The sequence below is a fragment of the Streptomyces sp. NBC_01460 genome, assembly GCF_036227405.1.
GTDB lineage: Bacteria > Actinomycetota > Actinomycetes > Streptomycetales > Streptomycetaceae > Streptomyces.
Genome location: NZ_CP109473.1, coordinates 3,655,271 through 3,673,738 on the forward strand (window position 1 = coordinate 3,655,271; position 18,468 = coordinate 3,673,738).

Genomic DNA, 18,468 nt, shown 5'->3' on the forward strand with positions numbered 1-18,468 from the left:
CACTTGCGCGGAGTACCGAATACCGCCGCACCGATGTCCCCATGACCCGGTTCGGGAGCCGCACCAGGCGCGGGGCAGCCGGATCCACCGGCTGCCCCGCGCTCTTGCGTGCGCTCAGTGCGTGTGGCGATTTCCCAGCGCGGCCGGGGGCACGGGTGGCAATCTGCTGAGCAGTAGACACACACAGCTACATCAGCTGCATAGCCGGAGGTGCCGTTCCCGTGCCGACCAACGTCAATCCCACCGTCAGGCGACGCCGGTTGGGCCAGGAATTGCGCCGACTCCGCGAGATCAAGGGCATGACGGCGGAGGAGGTGGCGGAGAGGCTGCTGGTCTCGCAGTCGAAGATCAGCCGCCTGGAGAACGGCCGCCGCTCCATCAGCCAGCGCGACGTGCGCGATCTCTGCGGGGTGTACGAGGTCGAGGACCACCGCGTCGTCGACTCCCTGATGCAGATGGCGAAGGACTCCCGCCAGCAGGGCTGGTGGCACGCCTTCGGCGACATCCCGTACAGCGTGTACATCGGGCTGGAGACCGACGCCGAGTCCCTCCGGGTGTACGAGCCCCAGATCGTCCCCGGGCTCCTGCAGACCCGGAGTTACGCGGAGGCCCTGATCAACGGGGCGCTGCCCGAGGCGCCGCCGTCGGACATCGAGAAGCGGGTCAACGTCCGGGCCCGCCGCCAGGACAGGGTCAACGCCTCCGAGCACCCCCTGCGCCTGTGGGCCGTCATCGACGAGTCCGCCCTGCGCCGGCTCGTCGGCGGCAAGCAGGTCATGATCGAACAGCTGGAGCACCTCGTCGAGCAGTCCCAGCTGCCCCATGTGACCGTGCAGGTGCTGCCCTTCGACATGGGGGCGCACCCCGGCATCAACGGCCAGTACGCGATCCTGGAGTTCCCCGACGCCGCGGACTCCAGCGTCGTGTACATCGAAGGGGTCACCAGCGACCTCTACCTGGAGAAGGCGAACGACGTGCAGCGGTACAGCGTCATGTACGAGCACCTGCGGGCACAGGCACTGAACGTGGACCAGACCCGCCAGTTCATCAGCGACATCACCAAGAGCTACACCCGCTGAAACTCGTCGCGCACCCGCCGGGAGCTCTCACGGCGGGTGTGGAAGGCGCCCCGGGCACCCACAGGAACAGGACGGCCCGACAAGGACTGATATGCGGGAAATGCCACGATGCGAGTGAGGTGGGGGCAGGACGATACACCGCCACCACCTCACGGCGGAAGACCCGCACGGTATATGCCATCCGGTCGAGTGAACGGCCCCACCACCAGGCGATGTTGGCGAGTAGCGTCGATCACGCCAACAGGAACGAAGTTGGTGCCACTCACATCAACTCTCTGAACCGGAGTGAACATGGCTATTCTTCAGGGTGCTACGGATAACTGGACGAAGTCGTCGTACTCCGGCGGCAACGGGGCGTGCGTCGAAGTGAAGTCGCCCGTCACGCAGGCCATCGCCGTGCGTGACTCGAAGGCTCCCGAGGGCCCCTCGCTCTCCTTCGTCTCCGGAGCGTGGAACACCTTCGTGCGCGATGTCGCGTCGGGTTCGATCAACGCCTGACCCGCACGCCGGTCACCACGCGCCGCACCGCGTCCGGTCTTCGCGCACGACCGCCAGGAGCCCTCTCGACTGGCCCGCCGTCCTGGCCGAGAGGGCTCGGCCCACCACCGGACACAGCGCCGCCGACCGGCGCACCGCACACATCAGAACCTCACCAGCCCGCACGGGCAGCGCGAAGCGCTGTCGGTGCGCGGCCTCGCATGTTCAGCGTTCCCCCTTCTCCGGCCGCACGGGACCCGCATCCCGTGCGGCCGTTCTGCGTTCTCGGGCGTTCCTGCTTTGCGTCGATCTCTGCACAGCCTGACGAAGTGCCCGCTCATCGTGTGGCCGCAGTCACGTTCACGACAACGCCTCACAAGGTCAAGAACCAGTAAAATCGTTCGACTCACTGATCGGCGTTCACATTTCTGACCGAGAAAAGCTTGACCGAGAACCCGAACAGGCGGTTCAATCCCCGAAGTCCCCGTTCCCGCACGGGGCCACCGCTGAACGGCCGTACTGACGAAGCGCGTTCCCGTTCACAAGGCGGACCCCTGGAGGGGGCACATGAACAGTCTCGACTGGGCCGTGCTCATCGGATACTTCGGTGTGATGGTCGCGATCGGTCTCTGGTCGCACAAGCGCGTGGACAATGTCAGCGACTTCTTCACCGCCGGCGGCAAGATGCCGTGGTGGCTCTCGGGCATCTCGCACCACATGTCCGGTTACAGCGCGGTGATGTTCACCGGCTACGCGGGGATCGCGTACCAGTACGGGGTCACGTCCTTCGTGACCTGGTCCCTGCCGATCGCGATCGGCATCGGCATCGGCGCGAAGCTCTTCGCCCCCCGGCTCAACCGGCTGCGTTCGCGGCTGCACGTCGCCTCGCCGCTCGAATACCTCAAGAACCGCTACAACATCCAGACCCAGCAGGCCCTGGCCTGGTCCGGGCTGCTGCTGAAGATCGTGGACGTCGGTGCCAAGTGGGCCGCCATCGCCACGCTGCTCTCCGTCTTCACGGGCATCACCCTGACGCAGGGCATCTTCATCACCGGCGCCATCACGGCCGTCTACTGCACGGTCGGCGGGCTGTGGGCCGACGCGCTCACCGAGCTCGGGCAGTTCATCATCCAGCTCTTCGCCGGTCTCGCCATGCTGGTCATCGCGATGAGCAAGCTCGGCGGCTTCAGCTCGCTGTGGACGGTCTGGGACAAGCTGCCCGAGGGCCACACGGACCCGACGGCCGGACCGTACACCGTGACCTTCCTGCTGGCGTACCTCTTCATCAAGACCTTCGAGTACAACGGCGGTATGTGGAACCAGGCCCAGCGCTACATGGCCACGGACTCCGCCCGTTCCGCGACCCGTTCGGCCCGGCTCTCGGCCATCCTGTGGCTGGTCTGGCCGACGGTGCTCTTCTTCCCGATGTGGGTCGCCCCGCTGCTCGTCGAGGCGAAGAAGCCGGACGCCTCGGACAGCTACGCGCTGATGACCGAGCAGCTGCTGCCGCACGGTCTGCTGGGTCTGGTCGTCGTCGGGTTCTTCTCGCACACGATGGCCATGTGCTCCTCCGACGCCAACGCCATCTCGGCCGTCTTCACCCGGGACATCGCCCCGGTCTTCTCCAAGGCGGCCCGCACCTGGAGCAACCGCAGCGGTCTGCTGGCCGCGCGGCTGTCCACGCTCGCCTTCCTCGGTCTGTCGATGGCGCTGGCGACCCAGATCAACTCGCCGACGTTCAAGGACATCATCTCGGTCGTCATCAAGTGGGTGGCCGGTCTGATGGGCCCGATCGCGATCCCGTTCATGCTGGGCCTGCTGCGCAGGTTCCGCCGGTCCGGGCCGACGGCGGCGCTCACCAGCTGGGCGGCCGGGCTGCTCGCGTTCTACTTCACCAACTACAACTTCGACGGTTCGGTGAAGACGGACGTCGCCCTGCAGTACCAGGTGGCGCTGCCGCTGGCGATCTCGCTGGTGCTCTACATCGTCATCGGCTTCATCAAGCCCGAGGACACACCGGAGCGCGACGCCCTGATCGAGAAGATCAACACGGACGGCGAAGGGCCTGTCGGCGCCGCCGCGGCGGCCGTTCCCCAGCAGAAGCCCGGCCCCGAGAACACCGGGGTACCGGAAAGCGTGAAGGACTGACCGTCCCACGCGTGGGGGCACATGGACGGTGGGCGGGCGCGGCGGCGTCCGCCCACCTCTCGCTTCCGGGACGGCCCGGCAGCATACGGCCGGGCGCCGCTCAGTCCCTCGGATAGCGGGCCAGCCAGCCGGGCGCGACGGCCGTCGGGCTGTGCAGGGCCGGGCCTTGGGTCATCTCCATCGCGAAGTCGTCGGAGAGTTCGAGGAGGGTCGAGCGCCCCTCCAGTTCCGCCAGCCAGGCCGGCGGCAGCGCCGTCTCGCCGTGCAGGGCGCCGAGAAGGGCCCCGCAGACGGCCCCTGTCGCCGCGGACGGCCCGGAGTGGTTCACGGCGAGCCGCAGCCCGTGGCGTACGTCCTCACCGACCAGCGCGCAGTACAGCGCCACCGCGAGGACCTCCTCCGCCGAGTCGGTGTCGCCGAGCGCCTCGATGAGAGCGGGACCGGGGATCCCCTGCCGTACGGAGCCGAGGGCCTGCCGGAGCGCCTCGGTGACCTGCTCGCTGCCCGGACGTTCGGCGAGCAGGGCGAGGGCGTGCTGGACCGAGCCGTCCAGGGTCTCGCCGCGGGCCAGTCCGTGCACCATGACGGCGAAGGCCCCGGCCGCGAGTTGGGCGGTGGCGTGCCCATGGGTGTGGGCGGCGCACTCGACGGCCAGCTGGAGCACGAGCTGCGGCTCCCAGCCCACGAGCAGCCCGAAGGGCGCGGAGCGGGTGAGGGCGGCCGAGTCCCGTGCGGCCGGGTTCTTGGGCACGGCGAGGGTGCCCATCGTGGCGTCGCCGAAGCCGGCGAGGCACTCCCTGGTGGGGGCGCGGCGGGCGTACAGCCACTCCTCCCTGGCCAGCCAGCCGTTGTCCTTACGGCGTTCGTCGGGCCCCCAGGCGCTCTGGGTCGCCGCCCAGCGCAGATGGGCGCGGTGCACGTCGGTGGGCGGGTGCCACGCACCGGTGTCGCGGCGGACCTGGGCCCTGATCAGCCCGTCGACGGTGAAGAGCGTGAGCTGGGTGACGGCGGTGACGGCACCCCGTCGGCCCTGCACGGGGCCTTGCACGGGGCCCTGCGCAGGAGTGAAGTCGGCCACCCCGTCGGCCCCGTGGGCGGCGCGTATCGCCTCCAGGGTGAGCCCCGAGACGCCGGCCCCGAGCGCGTCGCCGATGGCGCCGCCGAGCAGGGATCCCCGTACCCGGCCGCGGAAGTCCTGCTGCTGGACACGGCCCCAGACAGCTGTGGTCCCAGTGCTCACCGTGCCCCTTCCGCCCGACCCTCCGTGTGCGACTGCGCAAGCACTGTAATCGAACGGGAAGCAGCGGTTCAGGGGCGGAACGGAATGTACGGAGTTTCGCCTCCTGGCACGTGACCGACCCATTTCCGGTGAACTGCCGGGCGCGCGGAGCGTCCGTCCGCCCGCTGTTCCGCGCACCGGACCGACGCCGCCGACGCACGTCTCCGGGGCCGTGGCCCGGAGCAGCCGGCAGGAGACCGGGCGCGGAAGTCGTCCGCTTCGCCGGTCACATTCTCCGCACACGCTTCGTCAGTGTGGTGACGGCCCGGTCCGGCGGGCTGCCGCACGGTCGGCGCCGTCGGCCGAGGCTCGTCCTCCGCCCCCGGGACCATCGCGCACACCATCCGAGGAGACCCAGCATGACCACTCGCATGAACCACCCGGCCTTCGTCGTCCCCGGCGCCATAGACGCCCTGGTGGCTCTGGGCAAGGCGTCCAAGGAGGCCGGCGTGCCGGTCAGGCTGCTCGAGCTGCTCCATCTGCGAGCCAGCCAGATCAACGGGGACAGCGCCAACGTCGACCGGCACCCGCGACTGGCCAGGGCCGCGGGCGAGGACTCCGAGGAACGGCTGCTCGCCGTGGCCTCCTGGCGGAACACGCCCTACTTCACCGAGGCCGAGCGTGCCGCGCTGGCACTGACCGAGGCCGTCACCCTCATCGGCAACGAGAAGGATCCGGTGCCGGACGAGGTCTGGGCCGAAGCCACGAAGCACTTCAAGGACCAGGAACTCGGCGCCATCCTGCTCTCGGTCGGCACGGTCAACCTGTGGAACCGTCTCCATGTCGCGATCCGGCAGCAGGCGGACCCCACCAGCTGACGCGCGGTGCCGGGCAGCGGCCTTCCCCCTCCTGCCGCCCCGGCCCTCGCCATCACCGCGGCACGACCGCCGGGCCCCGTCACATGTGGCGGGGCCCCCGCGTCAGTTCAGTGACGGACGAGAACGAAGGGTGTGCTGGCTGATGGACGAACGTGAGTGGCTGGGGAAGCGGTTCGAGGAGAATCGCGGGCATCTGAGAGCGGTGGCCTACCGGATGCTGGGTTCGACGGCGGAGGCCGAGGACGCGGTTCAGGAGGCGTGGTTGCGGCTCAGCCGGACCGATGCGGGCCGGGTGACGAATCTGGGCGGGTGGCTGACCACGGTGGTGGGCCGGGTGTGCCTGGACATGTTGCGGTCGCGGGTGTCGCGTCGTGAGAACCCACTGGGTCTGGTGCCGGGTGACGAGGTGATGGCGGGTGGTGCCGGGGGGCAGGAGGGCGATCCGGAGCAGCAGGCGGTACTGGCTGATTCGGTGGGGCTGGCTCTGCTGGTGGTGCTGGAGACACTTGATCCCGCGGAACGGCTGGCGTTCGTGCTGCATGACACGTTCGGGGTGCCGTTCGACGAGATCGCTCCCCTCGTGGAGCGGACTCCTGCTGCGGCCCGGCAGCTCGCGAGCCGGGCCCGGCGCCGGGTCCGGGGCGCGCATCCGGCGTCGGACTCGGATCTCACCCGTCGGCGTGAGGTCGTCGACGCGTTCCTGACCGCGGCCCGCGGGGGCGACTTCGACGCCCTCATCGCCGTACTCGCCCCCGATGTCATCGCCCGCACGGACGCGCGCGGTGTCGATGTGACACCGCTCGTCCGTGGTGCGCAGGCGGTGGCGAGCGGGGCGGTGGTGTTCGGCCGGATCGCCCTGTCCGCGCAGCCCGTCCTGGTCGACGGCCTCCCCGGGGTGCTGGCGGCGCAGAACGAACACGACCGCCGTGTCATGACCTTCCGGATCGAACAGGACCTGATCACGGAGATCGAGATCATCACCGACCCCGACCGGATCCGGCTCCTCGACCTCGTCGTACCCCATGCCTGAGCCCGGAGCGGAACGGGCCGGACGGCCTCCGGCACACCGGCTCGACGGGCCGGGACGGCCTCCGGCACACCGCCTCGGCGCGCCGGGCCGGACGGTGTGGCCGCCGGGCCGAAACGCGTAGGCGCGGACCGGTCACATCTCCTGGATCCCGTCCGTCATGGCAGTGAGCATCCTCCCCCGGCCGACACGGCCGGGGGAGGGCGGTGTCTCAGCCGGGCGCATCCCCGGAACCCACGCCGCGGCCGTTCTCATCCATGTGCATCAGGAGAGCTGAGGAGTACGCGATGGCTGCCCCCGCCACCCCTACGAAACGGTCAGGACCGGCCGCGGGCTCCAGCCCCGGATCGATCCTGGCTTTCGTCTGCATGGGCCAGTTCATGGTCTTCACCGACGTGTCGGTCGTGAACCTCGCCCTGCCGTCCATCCAGGACAGCCTCGGCATGTCCGACGTGAGCCTCGGCTACGTCATCACGGCGTACGCGACCGTGATCGGCGGGTTCCTGCTGCTCGGCGGACGCCTCGCCGACACGTTCGGCCGCCGCCGGATGCTGCAGATCGGCTTCGCCGTCTTCGCCCTGGCGTCACTGGCGTCGGGCCTGGCCGACGACGCCACCCTGCTGATCGCCTCCCGAGCCGTACAGGGCTTCGGCGCGTCGATGATCACGCCGGCAGCCCTGTCGATCCTGACGAACACCTTCCCCGAGGGGGCGGAGCGCAACAAGGCGCTCGGCATCTGGGGCTCGCTGGCCGGAATCGCCTCGATCGTCGGCGTCATCCTGGGCGGCGTGCTCGCCGACGGGCCCGGCTGGGAGTGGATCTTCTGGATCAACGTACCCATCGGCGTGGGTGCGGTGCTGCTGGCTCCGCGCCTGCTGCCGGAGAGCCGTGCCGAGCAGCGGGGCCGCTTCGACACCCCAGGTGCCGTCACCCTCACCTCCGCCCTGCTGCTCCTGATCTTCACCCTGGGCGAGGCGACCCACCAGGGCTGGGGCTCCTTCCGTACGGTCGGCGGCCTGACCGGCTCCGCCGCCCTGCTCGCCGCTTTCGTCCTCATCGAGACCCGGGTGAAGGCGCCGATGATGCCACCGCGCGTCTTCCTCCTGAAGACGATGCGCGTGGCCAACATCTCCGCCGTGCTGGTCTTCGGCACCTTCACCGCGCTGTTCTTCTTCGCCAGCCTCTTCATGCAACAGGTCTACGGCTACACGCCGCTGAAGGCGGGCTTCGCCTACGTGCCGCTCGCCTGCGCCGTGGCTGCCGGGGCCGGCGTCGCCTCCGGCCTGACCGCCAGGTTCACCGCCCGCGTCCTGGTGATGGCCGGACTGGTGCTGGCGGTCACGGGTCTGCTGCTGCTGTGGCAGGCCCCCGTCGACGGCGGCTACGCACTGAACCTGCTGCCCGCGTTCCTCCTCCTCGGCCTGGGCTGCGGCATGGTCTTCGTGACACTGCAGATCGCCGCCTTCGCCGGTGTCGGCGAAGAGCACGCGGGCGTCGGCGCCGGTCTCATCAACACCAGCCAGGAGGCGGGTGGCGCACTCGGTCTCGCGGTCATCTCGACCATCGCCTACAACGGCATGACCTCCGAGATGGCTGCCACCGGCGGCAGCCCCGAGCTGATCACCGAGGTCCAGGCCGCAGCCAACCAGGACGCCTTCCTGGCAGCCGCGGCCGGCGGTCTGATCGCGCTCCTGGTGGTCGCGGTGCAGATGCCGCGCGGCACGCGGCAGACGGCCGCACCCGGCGGACCGGCTCAGGACGCCCCCGGCCCCGCCGTCCCGGCCGAGAAGTGACCCGGAGGCGGTGGCCCCGCTCGGTCCGAGCGGGGCCACCGCCTCACCCCGTCCGAACCGCTGACGTCGCTGTACCGGCTGCGCCGTCGAGGCCGCGTGATCGACGTCTCAGGCGGGCGCTCGCCCCTGCCTGCACTCCGCGACCCGCAGCACGTCCCTGAGCGACTCGGTCGTCCGCGTCAGGGCGAAACGCACCGCCGACTCCCCCGCCGCCGGGTCCGCCAGAACCGCCTCCGCCCCGGCCAGCACGGCGGCGCCGCACACGACCAGCTCGGCCTCGACCTCGTCGGCCAGGAGCGACATCCTGCTGTCGGGGTCGTCCGTGCTCAGATAACAGGGCCTCCCTTCGGGGGAGTTCCACGGGAGCAGGCGGAGAGAGGACTCGATCACGGGGTGCCTCGCAGGGGTCGGTGTCTTCCATCGGGTGATGCTCACCGTTGGTACACCGATGATCACCGTCCGCCCGTAGCCTCGGTAGAGGCGCCCGGTTGTCGGCGGACAGGACAACGGGAGGGCCCGCGATGACCGCACAACCGGCCGACGTGGACGAGGGATCGGGGCGCGCGGCGTTGGGGCGGGCCCTGCGGTATCTCCGGGAGCGGTCGGGGAAGTCGTTGAGCGAGCTCGCCGCGGAGACGCGGTACGAAAAGAGTTACCTGTACCGGCTGGAAGCCGGCCAACGGCTGTCCAAGCTGGCGGTGATGGAGGACCTGGACCGGTACTACGAGTCCGGGGGCCTGCTGGTGCAGCTGTGGAAGGTGGCCCGCAGGGAGGTCTTCAAGGACACGTACAAGGAGTTCATGCGGCTGGAGCCGACGGCCACGGTCATGCACCTCCTCACCCTCGGCATTCCGGGCCTCTTGCAGACGGAGGATGTTGCCCGGGAATCGCTGTCCGGTGCCCAGGAATCGCAGGAGGACGCCGAGTCGGTGGAGGAACAGGTGGTCGCACGGGTGGGCCGCCAGCAGCTGCTGTACCGCAGGCCCGCCCCGTCGGTCCGCATCATCATCGACGAGTACGCCCTGCGCCGCCCCGTCCCGGACGCGAAGGTGTGGCGGGAGCAGTTGACGCATCTGATCGACACGGCGGAGGTGCCGTCGATCGTCCTCCAGGTGCTGCCGTTCTCGGTGGGCTCACATCACCTCATGGACGGCTCCCTCACCCTGCTCTGGCAGGAGGACGGCACGGCGGTTGCCTACACGGAAGGCAACGGCTGCGCCGAGCTGATCGAGGATCCGGCAGCGGTGACGCGCTACCGGCTGTCCCACGGTCGCCTCCGGGACCGTGCGCTGCCCCCGCCGGAGTCCGCCGGTTTCATCAGGGGCGTCCTTGAGGAGCAGACATGATGAGCCGTACTTCCGACCTCGGACCCGCGACCTGGCGCAAGTCCAGCTACAGCGACGGCGGGGCGAACAACTGCCTCGAAGTCGCCGACGGCTTCCCGGGTTTCGTCCCCGTCCGGGACAGCAAGATCGCCGACGGCCCCTGCCTCGTCATCGCCGCTCCCGCCTGGGCCGCCTTCGTCGCCCACGCGGCTCACCCCACGGCATCCAGCGCCGGGTAGTCCGTGTAGCCCGTCTCCCCGCCCACGTACATCATGTACGCGTCCCGGACCTGGTTCACCGGAGCGCCCGTGCGCAGGCGGCGGATCAGGTCGGGGTTGGCGAGGAAGGGGCGGCCGAGCGCGATCACGTCGGCTCCGGCGTCCAGCAGCCGCTCGGCGTGGGCGATGCCGCCGTCGTCCGGGATGCGGTCCTTCGGCAGGACGGGGTTGGCGATCAGAGTCCCGGGCCAGTCCTTACGGATGCGCTGGAAGACGGGGTCCTCCGGGTCGGCGTACCCCACGTGGAGGTAGGCCAGGCCGGCCCCGGTCAACGCCCCGAGGAGCGCCGGATAGATCTCCTCGGTGTCGCCCTCCTCCATGCCGTTGACGGTGCTCCACGGCGAGATGCGCAGGCCCACCCGCTCCGGTCCGATCTCCGCCGCCACGGCCTCGGTGACCTCCACGACGAAGCGGATGCGGTGCGCGACCGGCCCGCCGTAGGCGTCGGTCCGCCGGTTGGTCCCCTGGCCCAGGAACTGGTGGAGCAGGTGGCCGTTGGCGCTGTGCACCTCGACCCCTTCGAAGCCCGCCTCGATCGCGTTGCGCGCGGCGGAGGCGAAGTCCGCCACGGTGGTCCTGATGTCCTCGGCGGTCATCTCGCGGGGGACGACCGGGGGCACGCGCCCGGCCGGGGTGTGGATGGTCTCGGGCAGTGCGATCGGGGAGGGGGCGACGGGCGTCAGTCCGCTGGTGTCGGGGTGGCCGGCGCGTCCGCCGTGCTGGATCTGGAGGAACATCTGCCCGCCCTCAGCGCGGACGGCCTCGGTCACCCGGCGCCATCCGGCGACGTGGGCCGGGCTGTGGATGGCCGTGATGTTCGGGTAGGTCTGCCCCACGGCGTTCGGCGTGGACGCCTCGGCGATGATCAGCGCGGCCGAGGCCCGCTGGGCGTAGTAGGCGGCCATGAGCGGGGTCGGTACGCCCTCGGGCGTGGCACGGTTCCGGGTCAGCGGCGCCATCACGAGGCGGTGGGGAAGGGTGAGGGGGCCGAGCGCGACGGGCTCGAACAGCTTCTGGGGGGAAGTGGCTGCGTTCGTCATGCCGGAACGGTAAGAATTGACACCGGTGTCAGGTTCAAGTCCCGGAGGCGAGGAATTCCATGCGGATCGGTGAACTGGCCCGGCGTACGGCCGTGAGTGAGCGGTCCCTGCGCTACTACGAGGCCCAGGGGCTGTTGGCGGCCGACCGTACCCCCGGCGGCCACCGCGACTACCCCGAGGGCGCGGTCGACCGGGTGATCCGTGTCCAGGAGTTCTACGCGGCCGGGCTGCACAGCTCGAAGATCGCCGAGCTGCTGCCCTGCGTACGGGACGCGGACGGCGGCCCCTCCGCGATCGCCACCCCGCGCCTGGTCAGCGACCTCTCGGGGGAGCGTGACCGCATCGACCGGAAGATCGAGGAGCTGCGCCGCTCCCGGGAGGTGCTGGACGAGGTGATCGCCACGGCGGCGGGCGAGACCCCGAGCGGGAGCTGAGCCCGCGCACCACGTTTTGAATCGATCAGTACAAAACGTGCTAGCGTGATCCTCATGGCCCGACCGAGGTTGTTCGACGAGGAGCGCGCGCTCGACGCCGCCCTGCGGCTCTTCTGGCTGCAGGGCTACGAGGCCACTTCCACGCAGGACCTGTGCGAGGTGACCGGCCTCGGCCGCAGCAGCATCTACAACACCTTCTCGAGCAAGCACACCCTCTTCGTCCGGTCGCTGACGCGATACCTCGACTCCATGACCGCCGGTCAGCACGCCCTCCTCGCGGACACGGAACTCCCGGTCCCCGCGCGCCTGCGGGCCCTGTTCACCTCCGTCATCGACACCGAGGAGTCCAACCGCCGGGACGGGCGCGGCATCGGATGCCTCGGCGTCAACACCAGCACCGAACTCTCGGGGCGCGACCCCGAGGTGGCCGAGCTCCTCCGTCGCGATCTGGAACTCCGGATCGCCTCCCTCGGTGACTCCATCACAGCGGGGCAGCACGCCGGGGAGATCTCCCGCAGGCGCCGCCCCGACGACCTCGCGCGCTTCCTGAACGCCGTCATGGCGGGCATGCGCGTCTCCGCCCAGAACGGCGCCGACCGCACCACGCTGGAAGCCATCGCCGCCGGCGCCATGGACTCACTCACCCCCTGACCCACGCACCCCCGACACGGGGATGACGCACAGCCAAGTTTTGAACTGTTCGTTACAAAACAATGAGGACGTGATACTCGTGCCGCGTGCCGTATACGTGCTGGCCCTGGGCATCTTCGCCATGGTGACCAGCGAGTTCGTCGTCGCCGGGCTGATGCCGCAGATGGCCGAAGGGCTCGATGCGACCATCCCGGAGATCGGCTACCTGATCACCGTCTTCGCCGTCGCCATGGCGGTCGGCGGCCCCTTACTGACCGTCGCCCTGATATGGCTGCGTCCCAGGCCCGCGCTCCTCCTGCTCTTCGCGGTCTTCCTGGCGGGCAACCTCATGGCCGCGACGGCGACCGGCTACGGCGTCATGGTGGCAGCCCGTGTCATCACCGGCGTCGCCTCCCAGGCGTTCTTCGGCCTCGCCGTCTCCGTGAGTTCCTCGCTGACCCGCGAGGAGATCCGCGGCCGGGCCATCTCCGTGGTCATGAACGGCCTCATGCTCGGGACGCTGCTCGGCCTGCCGATGGCCACCTTCGTCGGCGGCAGGGCAGGGTGGCGCGCGGCGTTCTGGGCCATCGCCGCGCTCACTCTGGTCGCCGCCGCGGTCACCCTGGCGCTGGTCCCCCGGCTGGACCGCCCCGGTACCGGCTCCGGCATCTTCCGCGACGAGGTGCGGGTCTTCCGGGCGCCCAGGCTGTGGCTGGCTCTCCTGACGAGCACACTCATCACCGGCGCGACGTTCTCCGCCTTCAGCTACTTCAACCCGATCCTCACCGAGGTCAGCGGGTTCGACGAGGCCACCGTGCCCGCTCTGCTCATCGCCTACGGCGCCGCAACGGTGGTCGGGAACAACGTCGTCGGCCGCCTCGCCGACCGCCGGACGGTCGGCGTCCAGGTCGCCGGGCTCGCTCTCAACGCCCTGTTCCTGGCCGGCTTCGCCCTCCTGGCCGATGTCGGCGCCGCCGCCGTGACCCTCATGGTCGGCATCGGCCTCGTCGGCGTCACGATGAACCCCGCCATGGCCACCCGCGTCCAGCGAACCGGCAACGCCGGGCCGCTCGTGAACACGGTGCACTCCTCCTTCATCACCCTCGGCATCATCATCGGCTCCTCGGCAGGAGGCGCCCTCGTCGGCCACTTCGGCCTGCGCGCGCCCCTGTGGCTCGGCGCCGCCCTTGCCGTCCTGGGGCTCGTCTCACTCCTGCCACGAGCCGCTCGGCGTGGCGTTCCCGTGGTCGCCCTCGCCGACGGTCCGGGCCGCGAGCCCGCCGAAGAAAGGGGACACAGGATGTCGGGTACGGCGTCGAGCATGGTTCCACCGGTCGTCGGCGATGACATTCATGGGAGGGGTCGAACAACCGGGTAGGCCCGGCCGGCGCCACCTGGTCGAGGTCGAGGGCACCGACGAGCCGGCCGACGCGACGGGGTACCGCTGACGGTCAGGTAGGGCCGTTCGGTGCGTCGCTTCGGTTGAGGAGCCCTACTCCTCGGCGAAGACGTCCTCGGCCGACCGGGCGGTGGGGGCCCGCAGGAGCCAGCGGTTCAGGGTCTCGAGGTCGCCGCAGGTGGTGATCCGTCCGCGCGCCTCGTCCGATACGTCGACGCCCGCTCGCGCGAGGAAGAGCAGGATGCCCTGGGCGATGCCTTCCGTCCGGCCTTCCGTCCGGCCCTCGTCCCGGATTTCCTCAGCCATGAAGGACTTGTAGAAAGAGAGGTCCACGGCCACCAGGTTCCTCCACTGTTGTGCGGCCGGGCGGTTGCCCAGGCCTTGTGCGGTGAGTTCGACAAGGGGGTCGGCGATGATTTCCGGTACGTCCCGCAGAGCGGTGGACAGCGTTTTCAGTATGGCACCGATGTCCGGATCGGCGGCATGTGTGATCGCAGCCAGAGTAGTGAGCGCCAGGTCCTTGCGAGCCTCGGCGACATCGGTGATCAGCGGCATGTTGTGCGGGCCCGCGACGAGTGGGCGCAAGGTGAGTGCGGGCCACTGACGGGGGCCGATGGAGACAGGGCAGGAGGCCCATTCCGCGGTGGCACGGTCCTGGCAGACGACCAGCAGCAGCGGCGGAAGCCGGTATTTCGTGTACAGGTAGGACAGGTAGTAGGCCCAGCTCGCCGGCTTGTCCGTGTCCTTCTTCCCTTGGGCCTCGATGGCCAGGAGGAGCGGCTCGTCGTTCTCCGTGTCCAGCCGCAGCAGCGTGTCCACACGCCGTTCGAGTGGACGGTTCTCGGTCAGGTCGGTAGGCATCACAGTGACCGAGACGGGTGGGGCGATCGTGATCCCCAGCACTTCCGAGACACGGGAGAACAGGCCCGGGTGCTCCTGGAAGATGCGGTGCATCGCCTCATGGGGCGAACTGACCATGCGGGGCTCCTGCGAGTGGCTTTGACGCTCGAAGCACCCCCGAGCATCAGGTCCGATCTTGCCTGGAGCATATGTCTGCAGTGTCGCCCATCCCCGGCCGAAAGGGTTAGACCACCCATGTGAGTGACATATGCAGAGCGGCAGTTGCGAGCAGCCGCTTCCGGAGCCCGGCCGTGCGGCTCCGGAAGCGGCCCGTGTTCCGCTACTGCGGCAGCACCGGCAGCAGCTCCGGCAGGTGGCCGTCCGACGCCGCCGCTGCCGTGACGCGCTCCTCGGGCACCTCGCCGTAGAGCGTCGTACGGGGCTTCGCGGGGCGGCCCGCGAGGTCGGCGATGGCGACGAGGTCCTGGATGGAGCGGTACGAGCCGTAACTCGACCCGGCCATGCGGGAGATGGTCTCCTCCATCAGGGTCCCGCCGAGGTCGTTGGCGCCCGAGCGGAGCATCTCGGCCGCACCCTCCGCACCGAGCTTGACCCAGCTGGTCTGGATGTTGGTGATGTGCGGGTGGAGCAGCAGGCGGGCCATCGCGGTGACGGCCCGGTTGTCGCGGTCGGTCGGGCCGGGGCGGGCGATGCCCGCCAGGTAGACCGGGGCGTTGGTGTGGATGAAGGGGAGGGTGACGAACTCCGTGAAGCCACCGGTCTCCTGCTGGAGCCGGGACAGCGTCCTGAAGTGGCCGAGCCAGTGACGGGGCTGGTCGACATGGCCGTACATCATCGTGGACGAGGACCGCAGGCCCGTCTCGTGGGCCGTCCTGATGACCTCCAGCCAGTCGGCCGTCGGCAGCTTGCCCTTGGTGAGGATCCAGCGGACCTCGTCGTCGAGGATCTCCGCCGCCGTGCCCGGGATCGAGTCGAGACCGGCCTCCTTGGCCGAGGTCAGCCAGTCGCGGATGGACATCCCCGTGCGGCTCGCTCCGTTGACGACCTCCATCGGTGAGAAGGCGTGGACGTGCATGCCGGGGACGCGTTCCTTCACGGCCCGCGCGATGTCGAAGTAGGCGGTGCCGGGCAGATCCGGGTGGATGCCGCCCTGCATGCAGACCTCGACCGCGCCGACGTCCCAGGCCTGCGCCGCGCGGTCGGCGACCTGGTCCAGGGAGAGGGTGTAGGCGTCGGCGTCCGTACGTCGTTGCGCGAAGGCGCAGAAGCGGCAGCCGGTGTAGCAGACGTTGGTGAAGTTGATGTTCCTCGTGACGATGTAGGTGACGTCGTCACCGACCACGTCGCGGCGCAGGGTGTCCGCGATCCGGCACAGCTCGTCGAGCGCCGGCCCGTCGGCGTGGAGCAGGGCGAGGGCCTGGTCGTCGGTGAGCTTCGTGGGGTCGTCGGCGGCCTGGCTCAGGGCCTGCCGCACGTCGGCGTCGATCCTGGAGGGGACCATGCCGGGGGCGGCGGCCTCGCGCAGGGCCTCCCAGTCGCCGTAGACCTCGTCGAAGTCGTCGCGCCGGTCGCCGGTGCGGCCGTCCGTGTCGATCGTGCGGTGCAGGTCGGTGCGGCCGGAGGCGGTGAACCCCTCGTCGGGCTCCTGCCAGGGCAGCCCGGCCGGGATCGCGCCCTCCTTCGCCATGCCCGTCCCGGGGTCGGCGAGGGCCCGCACGTGCGGGAGGAGGCGCGGGTCGAGCCAGGGCTCGCCGCGCTGGATGAACTCCGGGTAGATGGTGAGGCGTTCACGCAGCTCGAAGCCGGACTCGGCCGTGCGGGCCGCGAGTTCGTCGATGTGCGGCCAGGGGCGCTCGGGATTCACATGGTCCGGGGTGAGGGGCGAGACGCCGCCCCAGTCGTCGATGCCCGCGCCGATCAGCAGGGCGTACTCGGCGTCGACGAGGTTGGGCGGCGCCTGGATGCGGGCGGAGGGGCCGAGGATGTGACGGGCGACGGCGATCGCGGCGGCCAGCTCCTCCAGCTCGGCGTCCGGCATCCCGCGCATCGCGGTGTCGGGCTTGGCGCGGAAGTTCTGGACGATGACCTCCTGGACGCCGTGGTAGGCGCGGGAGATCCTGCGGAGCTCGAAGAGGGAGTCGGCCCGCTCCTCGTACGACTCGCCGATCCCGATCAGGATGCCGGTGGTGAACGGCACGTTGGACCGGCCCGCGTCCTCCAGCACCCGCAGCCGGACCGCCGGCTCCTTGTCCGGGGAGCCGTAGTGCGGTCCGCCCTTCTCCGACCAGAGCCGGGTGGCCGTCGTCTCCAGCATCATGCCCATCGACGGGGCGACGGGCTTCAGCCGCTGCAGGTCCGTCCACGTCATCACACCCGGGTTCAGGTGCGGCAGCAGCCCCGTCTCCTCCAGGACGCGGATCGCCATGGCGCGCACGTACGCGAGGGTGTCGTCGTAGCCCTCCGCCTCCAGCCACTCCCGCGCCTCGGGCCACCGGTCCTCGGGCCGGTCGCCGAGCGTGAACAGGGCCTCCTTGCAGCCCATTTCGGCGCCCTTGCGGGCGACGTCGAGGATCTCGTCCGGCGACATGAACATCCCGTGCCCCGCCTTGCGGAGCTTCCCCGGCACGGTGACGAAGGTGCAGTAGTGGCAGGTGTCACGGCAGAGCCGGGTCAGCGGGATGAAGACCTTGCGGGAGTACGTGATCACTCCAGGCCGGCCCACGGCATCGAGCCCCGCGTCCCGCACCCGGGCGGCCGACGCCGTGAGGTCGGTCAGGTCGTCCCCCCGCGCCTGGAGCAGGACGGCGGCCTCGGCCACGTCGAGTGCGACACCGTCGCGGGCCCGCCGGAGGGCGCGCCGCATGGCGTTGGTCGTGGGGCGCTGAGGATCGGTCATGATCCGAGCATACGAGCGTGTCACTCCTTCCGGAGCAGGGCCTCCGCCCGGCCCGACCACCCCTTCCGCACTGGCGCCTTGGCCGTTATGTCCCGGTTGCCCCGTAGGCTCGGAGAGGTGATGGAAACGATCGTCTTCGACATCGGAGAAACCCTCGTCCGCGACGACCGCCACTGGGCCTCGTGGGCCGACTGGCTCGGGGTCCCGCCGCACACGGTCAGCGCCCTGGTCGGCGCGGCGGTCGCCCAGGGCCGTGACAGTGCCGACGCGCTGCGCATCCTGCGCCCCGGCATGGACGTCGCGGAGGCGTCCCAGGCCCGGGCGGCGGCGGGCCGCAGGGAGCACCTGGACGAGACCGACCTCTACCCCGACGTCCGCCCCGCCCTGGCCGAACTGCGCGCGCTCGGCCTGCGGGTCGTCGTCGCGGGCGACCGGACGGCCCGGGCCGGGGAGCTGCTGCGCGCTCTGGACCTGCCGGCGGACCTGGTCGTCACCTCGGAGGAGTGGGGCGTCTCCAAGCCGGACCGGGAGTTCTTCGCCCGCGTGCTGGAGGTGTCGGGCGCCGCACCGGAGGCCACTCTCTACGTGGGCGACCACCCGGCCGACGACCTGTTCCCCGCGAAGTCCTCGGGCCTGCGTACGGCCCACATCCGCCGGGGCCCGTACGGGCATTGGTGGGCGGACCACCCGGACGTCATGGAGACGGCGGACTGGCGCGTCAGCAGCCTGACCGAACTCCCGGCGCTGCTGGGCGGAACCCCCGCCGGGCGGCGGAAGCCGTACGCGGTCCTGCGCGAGGCACCCGCCCCGCACCACTTGTTCGTGCTCCCCGAGCAGTCCGTGCCCCCCGGCCCCGGAGAGCCCGTGCTCCCCGAGCAGCCCGCGCCGCACGCCTCACCCGCGCCGCCCGGTCGGTCGGGCGCGGCCGGGCCCGAGTCGGCGGAGAATTCCGGCCGGGCGTGACCCCCGTGTGATCACCGCCCC

Annotated in this window: 17 protein-coding genes; 12 read left to right on the plus strand and 5 right to left on the minus strand. The window is 70.4% G+C overall.

Features of this window, described 5'->3' with window-relative positions; genetic code table 11:
• The first annotated feature begins 221 nt into the window (after nt 1-221).
• From OG488_RS16165 to OG488_RS16175, 3 genes are all read left to right on the plus strand, one after another.
• Nucleotides 222-1,079 carry a helix-turn-helix domain-containing protein gene (locus tag OG488_RS16165; RefSeq protein ID WP_329229918.1) on the plus strand — a complete coding sequence of 286 codons (858 nt, stop codon included), beginning with the start codon at nt 222-224 and terminating at the stop codon, nt 1,077-1,079.
• 291 nt (nt 1,080-1,370) lie between these two features.
• Nucleotides 1,371-1,577, plus strand: coding sequence for a DUF397 domain-containing protein (locus OG488_RS16170; protein ID WP_329229919.1), 207 nt, complete (start codon nt 1,371-1,373; stop codon nt 1,575-1,577).
• Nucleotides 1,578-2,123: 546 nt separating this feature from the next.
• On the plus strand, nt 2,124-3,704 hold the full coding sequence (locus OG488_RS16175) for a sodium:solute symporter family protein (RefSeq protein ID WP_329229920.1): 1,581 nt from the start codon (nt 2,124-2,126) through the stop codon (nt 3,702-3,704).
• A gap of 100 nt (nt 3,705-3,804) precedes the next feature.
• Here OG488_RS16175 and OG488_RS16180 read toward each other — a convergent pair whose 3' ends face one another.
• Nucleotides 3,805-4,944 (minus strand): ADP-ribosylglycohydrolase family protein, encoded by a 1,140-nt coding sequence (locus tag OG488_RS16180; RefSeq protein WP_329229922.1) that lies wholly within the window; start codon nt 4,942-4,944, stop codon nt 3,805-3,807.
• Between the two features lie 398 nt (nt 4,945-5,342).
• Between OG488_RS16180 and OG488_RS16185 the strand changes: the two genes are divergently transcribed.
• The 3 genes from OG488_RS16185 to OG488_RS16195 all read left to right on the plus strand — a co-directional run bounded on the left by OG488_RS16185 (nt 5,343) and on the right by OG488_RS16195 (nt 8,621).
• A complete protein-coding gene (locus OG488_RS16185; RefSeq protein ID WP_329229924.1) occupies nt 5,343-5,801 on the plus strand; it encodes a carboxymuconolactone decarboxylase family protein in 459 nt (152 codons plus the stop codon).
• Nucleotides 5,802-5,943: 142 nt separating this feature from the next.
• Nucleotides 5,944-6,831 (plus strand): sigma-70 family RNA polymerase sigma factor, encoded by an 888-nt coding sequence (locus tag OG488_RS16190; RefSeq protein WP_329229926.1) that lies wholly within the window; start codon nt 5,944-5,946, stop codon nt 6,829-6,831.
• Between the two features lie 284 nt (nt 6,832-7,115).
• Nucleotides 7,116-8,621 (plus strand): MFS transporter, encoded by a 1,506-nt coding sequence (locus OG488_RS16195; protein WP_329229928.1) that lies wholly within the window; start codon nt 7,116-7,118, stop codon nt 8,619-8,621.
• Nucleotides 8,622-8,729: 108 nt separating this feature from the next.
• Here OG488_RS16195 and OG488_RS16200 read toward each other — a convergent pair whose 3' ends face one another.
• Nucleotides 8,730-9,011 (minus strand): hypothetical protein, encoded by a 282-nt coding sequence (locus tag OG488_RS16200; RefSeq protein ID WP_329229930.1) that lies wholly within the window; start codon nt 9,009-9,011, stop codon nt 8,730-8,732.
• A gap of 131 nt (nt 9,012-9,142) precedes the next feature.
• Between OG488_RS16200 and OG488_RS16205 the strand changes: the two genes are divergently transcribed.
• Both OG488_RS16205 and OG488_RS16210 read left to right on the plus strand, forming a co-directional pair.
• Nucleotides 9,143-9,967 carry a helix-turn-helix domain-containing protein gene (locus OG488_RS16205; RefSeq protein ID WP_329229931.1) on the plus strand — a complete coding sequence of 275 codons (825 nt, stop codon included), beginning with the start codon at nt 9,143-9,145 and terminating at the stop codon, nt 9,965-9,967.
• The gene (locus OG488_RS16210) at nt 9,967-10,185 is read left to right on the plus strand and encodes a DUF397 domain-containing protein (RefSeq protein WP_329229932.1); all 219 of its coding nucleotides are present in this window, start codon (nt 9,967-9,969) and stop codon (nt 10,183-10,185) included. The genes OG488_RS16205 and OG488_RS16210 overlap by 1 nt, the downstream gene beginning before the upstream one ends.
• Here the strand turns inward: OG488_RS16210 and OG488_RS16215 are convergent.
• Nucleotides 10,158-11,264, minus strand: a complete 1,107-nt coding sequence (locus tag OG488_RS16215; protein ID WP_329229933.1) for an alkene reductase — start codon at nt 11,262-11,264, stop codon at nt 10,158-10,160. The genes OG488_RS16210 and OG488_RS16215 overlap by 28 nt on opposite strands.
• Before the next feature lie 59 nt (nt 11,265-11,323).
• Here OG488_RS16215 and OG488_RS16220 point away from each other — a divergent pair, with 59 nt between their 5' ends.
• The 3 genes from OG488_RS16220 to OG488_RS16230 all read left to right on the plus strand — a co-directional run bounded on the left by OG488_RS16220 (nt 11,324) and on the right by OG488_RS16230 (nt 13,706).
• Nucleotides 11,324-11,698 carry a MerR family transcriptional regulator gene (locus tag OG488_RS16220; protein ID WP_329229935.1) on the plus strand — a complete coding sequence of 125 codons (375 nt, stop codon included), beginning with the start codon at nt 11,324-11,326 and terminating at the stop codon, nt 11,696-11,698.
• A 54-nt stretch (nt 11,699-11,752) separates the two neighbouring features.
• On the plus strand, nt 11,753-12,349 hold the full coding sequence (locus OG488_RS16225; RefSeq protein WP_329229937.1) for a TetR/AcrR family transcriptional regulator: 597 nt from the start codon (nt 11,753-11,755) through the stop codon (nt 12,347-12,349).
• A 79-nt stretch (nt 12,350-12,428) separates the two neighbouring features.
• Nucleotides 12,429-13,706 carry an MFS transporter gene (locus OG488_RS16230; RefSeq protein ID WP_329229939.1) on the plus strand — a complete coding sequence of 426 codons (1,278 nt, stop codon included), beginning with the start codon at nt 12,429-12,431 and terminating at the stop codon, nt 13,704-13,706.
• A 114-nt stretch (nt 13,707-13,820) separates the two neighbouring features.
• Here the strand turns inward: OG488_RS16230 and OG488_RS16235 are convergent, their stop codons facing one another.
• The gene (locus OG488_RS16235; protein WP_329229941.1) at nt 13,821-14,705 is read right to left on the minus strand and encodes a hypothetical protein; all 885 of its coding nucleotides are present in this window, start codon (nt 14,703-14,705) and stop codon (nt 13,821-13,823) included.
• A gap of 202 nt (nt 14,706-14,907) precedes the next feature.
• The gene (locus OG488_RS16240) at nt 14,908-17,484 is read right to left on the minus strand and encodes a bifunctional FO biosynthesis protein CofGH (protein ID WP_329229943.1); all 2,577 of its coding nucleotides are present in this window, start codon (nt 17,482-17,484) and stop codon (nt 14,908-14,910) included.
• Nucleotides 17,485-17,604: 120 nt separating this feature from the next.
• Here OG488_RS16240 and OG488_RS16245 point away from each other — a divergent pair, with 120 nt between their 5' ends.
• Complete coding sequence (locus OG488_RS16245) at nt 17,605-18,447, plus strand: HAD family hydrolase (RefSeq protein WP_329238707.1); 843 nt, start codon at nt 17,605-17,607, stop codon at nt 18,445-18,447.
• The last annotated feature ends 21 nt before the right edge of the window (nt 18,448-18,468 follow it).